This window comes from Methyloceanibacter sp., assembly GCF_035650995.1.
Taxonomy (GTDB): Bacteria; Pseudomonadota; Alphaproteobacteria; order Rhizobiales; family Methyloligellaceae; genus Methyloceanibacter.
Map to the genome: position 1 here is coordinate 1 of NZ_DASRGO010000075.1, position 3,081 is coordinate 3,081.

Annotated in this window: 2 protein-coding genes; both read left to right on the top strand. The window is 63.7% G+C overall.

The window, feature by feature from the left end:
• Positions 1-507: 507 nt before the first annotated feature.
• Positions 508-2,127, top strand: a complete 1,620-nt coding sequence (locus VFB18_RS06010; RefSeq protein WP_324972227.1) for a phospholipase D-like domain-containing protein — start codon at positions 508-510, stop codon at positions 2,125-2,127.
• Between the two features lie 283 nt (positions 2,128-2,410).
• Positions 2,411-2,959 (top strand): DUF2796 domain-containing protein, encoded by a 549-nt coding sequence (locus VFB18_RS06015; protein ID WP_324972230.1) that lies wholly within the window; start codon positions 2,411-2,413, stop codon positions 2,957-2,959.
• Positions 2,960-3,081 lie beyond the last annotated feature (122 nt).

Below are 3,081 nucleotides of genomic sequence, written 5' to 3' on the forward strand. Positions count from 1 at the left end.
CGCCCTCCAGCAGCCGGGCCACGAACCGCAGTCGCTCGTCCATCACCGAACACTCCATCCAAGGCATCGACACCCCCGCAAGTGCGAAAGGTGTTACCTATGTGTCCGGTACGATTCGTCACCTATGTCTCGGGTCGCTCACTTTGGTCCCGCGGTCGGGACCCTTCAACCCCTCCCATCGCTGCGGCCACTGCGCGGGCGGGTCGCCATTAAGGCATCAGCGAACCGCTGATCGGGCTCCGGCGTTACCGCCGTCCAGCTCGGACTGACATTGCGAAGGCGCCATCCGACTGTCATGCTGGCCGTCGATATTCACCTTCTGCCCGCAACCGGGCGTGAAGGACGCCCTGTGCCGCGTCTGCTCGCGGTCGGCGTCTTAAGCGGAGGCGGGCCGATCAGCGAGAATTTTGCATCAGTTGCTTCAAGTGTTGACAGGAGGTTGCGATGCGCGTTCGCCAAGCCAACGGCGGCCTTAGCGTCAATGCGGTTGCCGGATCGTATGTCGTCTTGCTCGGCATCAACATCACCGAAGCCATGCGCCGCGGCCTGCGCGGATTTGCCATCAGGCGCGCCGACCACACCGAGCACGAAGAATACTGGATGTCGGGCACCAAGGTCTTCGAGAGCGTAGAACCACATCCGGCGGCGGGGTCCCAACATTCGAGCCTCAAGCATCCCTTTCAGACATTCCAGTGGGCCGACTACAGTGCCAAGCCCGGCTACAGCTACACATATACCGTCGTTGCCATGTACGGCGACCCGGCCGACCTCCAGCAGCGCACATCGGTCGAGGTTTCGGTCGCGACCGAGCCCGTCGGCGGCGACCACACCATTCATTTCAACCGCGGTTCTCCGGCAACGCAGGAATATGCCCGCCGCTTTCAGAACCGCCCTCCACATGAAGTCGGGCAGGCCGCTTACGATTGGCTTTCACGCGGTCTCCTCGAGGGCATAATCGAGTTCATCAAACGCGCCGAAGGCAGCGGCTGGGGGCTCAAAGGTGCGTTCTATGAATTTCAGTGGCCAGCGGTGCTGGAAGAGCTGCGCGAGGCCAAGAGAAGGGGCGTCGATGTCGATGTCGTGTTCGATGATATCGACAATGCATCTGGGCCGCACACCCGAAACGAGGAGGCCATCGCCGCCGCCGGGATCAAGTCCATCACCACGCCCCGCAGCGAGGGCACGCTGATGCACAACAAGTTCATCGTGCTCACCAAGGGCGGTCGCGCCAAGGCGGTTCTCTTCGGCTCGACCAACCTCACCGAGAACGGGATTTTTGGGCACGCCAACTGCGTGCACGTCACCCAGAGCACAGCCGTCGCTGGCAAGTACCTCGCCTACCACGAGAAGCTTGCGACCGATCCTGAAACCGGCCGCGGCTCGGATTACAAGACGTGGACGATCGACCTGACGCCGGCGCCGGCCACGGCCTTCGACAACGGCCTCGCCCCTGTGTTCTCGCCGCGTGCGAATCTGGACGCCCTCAATTGGTACGGCGAGCTCGCAGGCAGCGCCAAGAGCGCGCTGTTCATGACGTTCGCCTTCGGCATGAACGAGGCCTTCCGCAACGTCTATGCGAAGGACGACAGCGTTCTGAGGTTCGCCCTCATGGAAAAGGAGTGGAACGGCAAGGGCAAGGAGGCCCAGATCGCTGCCATCCGCAAGCTGCAAGCGCGCAGGAACGTCGTGATTGCGGTGGGCAATCGCATTCCCCTCAACGACTTCGACCAATGGTTGCGCGAACTGGACCGCATTGTCCCGGAGACCCACGTCCAGTGGGTGCATCTCAAGTTCATGCTGGTTGATCCGCTGTCTGACGCTCCCATCGTCGTCACGGGCTCGGCAAATTTCAGTGAAGCAAGCACGCGCACCAATGACGAGAACATGCTCGTCATCAAGGACAATACCCGTGTTGCCGACATCTACCTCGGAGAGTACATGCGCCTTTATTCCCACTACGCCTTCCGCGAGGCCGTGCGCATCTTCCTTGAGAAGCATCCCGGGGCGACACCCGAGGACATGAAGCAGGGCTTTCTCATCGAGGAAGGGGACTGGACCAGGCCCTACTTTGATCCCCGGGATGCCAGCGGGAGAATGCCTCGCCGACTGTATTTTGCAGGCACTTGACCGCGGGACTTGCTACCGGCTTCGTCCGCGTGTCCCCGGTCCACGCGACCGCCCTGGTCATTGCTCCACGAGCGGAACGCAACCGCTTCCCTCGCGATGGTAGTCGAGGTTGGCGAAGCAGAGGCCCGTCGCACTCATCGCCAACGTCGAGAGGGTCGGAGCCGGGCAAAATCCGGCCCCATGGTCGGGCCGGCACGCCAAACGCACCGCCGCCACATTCTGCGCTATGTTATAACGTACTCGACGCGGCCACCATCAACCGCCCGAGCCAGGAACCCCGGTCATGCGCCTGATTGCCCCGTTGCTGTTGGCTGGCGCCGCTGCTGCCGCCACCCTATCATTGCCCGCCGCGGCCCATCGCGAGCTCGGCGCCCACGAGCACGGGCGCGGCACGTTCAGCATCGCCATCGAAGGCAGCAGAGTGACCATGGAGCTCGAGGCGCCGGGAGCGGACATCGTGGGCTTCGAGCACGCGGCCACGTCGAAAGGTGACCAGGCAGCGGTCGAGAAGGCCAAGAGCCAGCTTATGCAGCCGCTCGCCCTCTTCGTCCTGCCGGCCGCGGCGGGCTGCCGCGTGGTCGAGGCCAAGGTCGAGATCGAAGGAGGCGGGAAGGCAAAGGGGGCGTCCAAGAGCGAGAGCCACGCCGAGTTTCATGCCGAGTACGCGCTCGACTGCCAGTCCCCGGCCGGCATCACCGGCATCGAATTCCCCTACTTCCGGACCTTTGCGCGTGCCCAGAGGCTCGAGGTCAACGTCATCACCTCGAAGGCCCAGAGCAGGTTCGAGGTGTCGCGGGCCAAGCCCAGCCTCAACCTCGCCGGCATGATCTGAGCGGGCGATCGTGGTCGCGGCCGTCACGCCACACCCAGCGCCGTCGGACGTGATCCGCCTGTCCGGCGTGCGCTTCGCCTGGCCGGGGCGCACCTCCTTCTCGCTCGCCGTCGACAGCTTCA

What these genes read in the sequence shown, in the direction of transcription:
- VFB18_RS06015 (WP_324972230.1), top strand. Translation starts at nt 2,411, where the DNA reads ATGCGCCTGATTGCCCCGTTGCTGTTGGCTGGCGCCGCTGCTGCCGCC.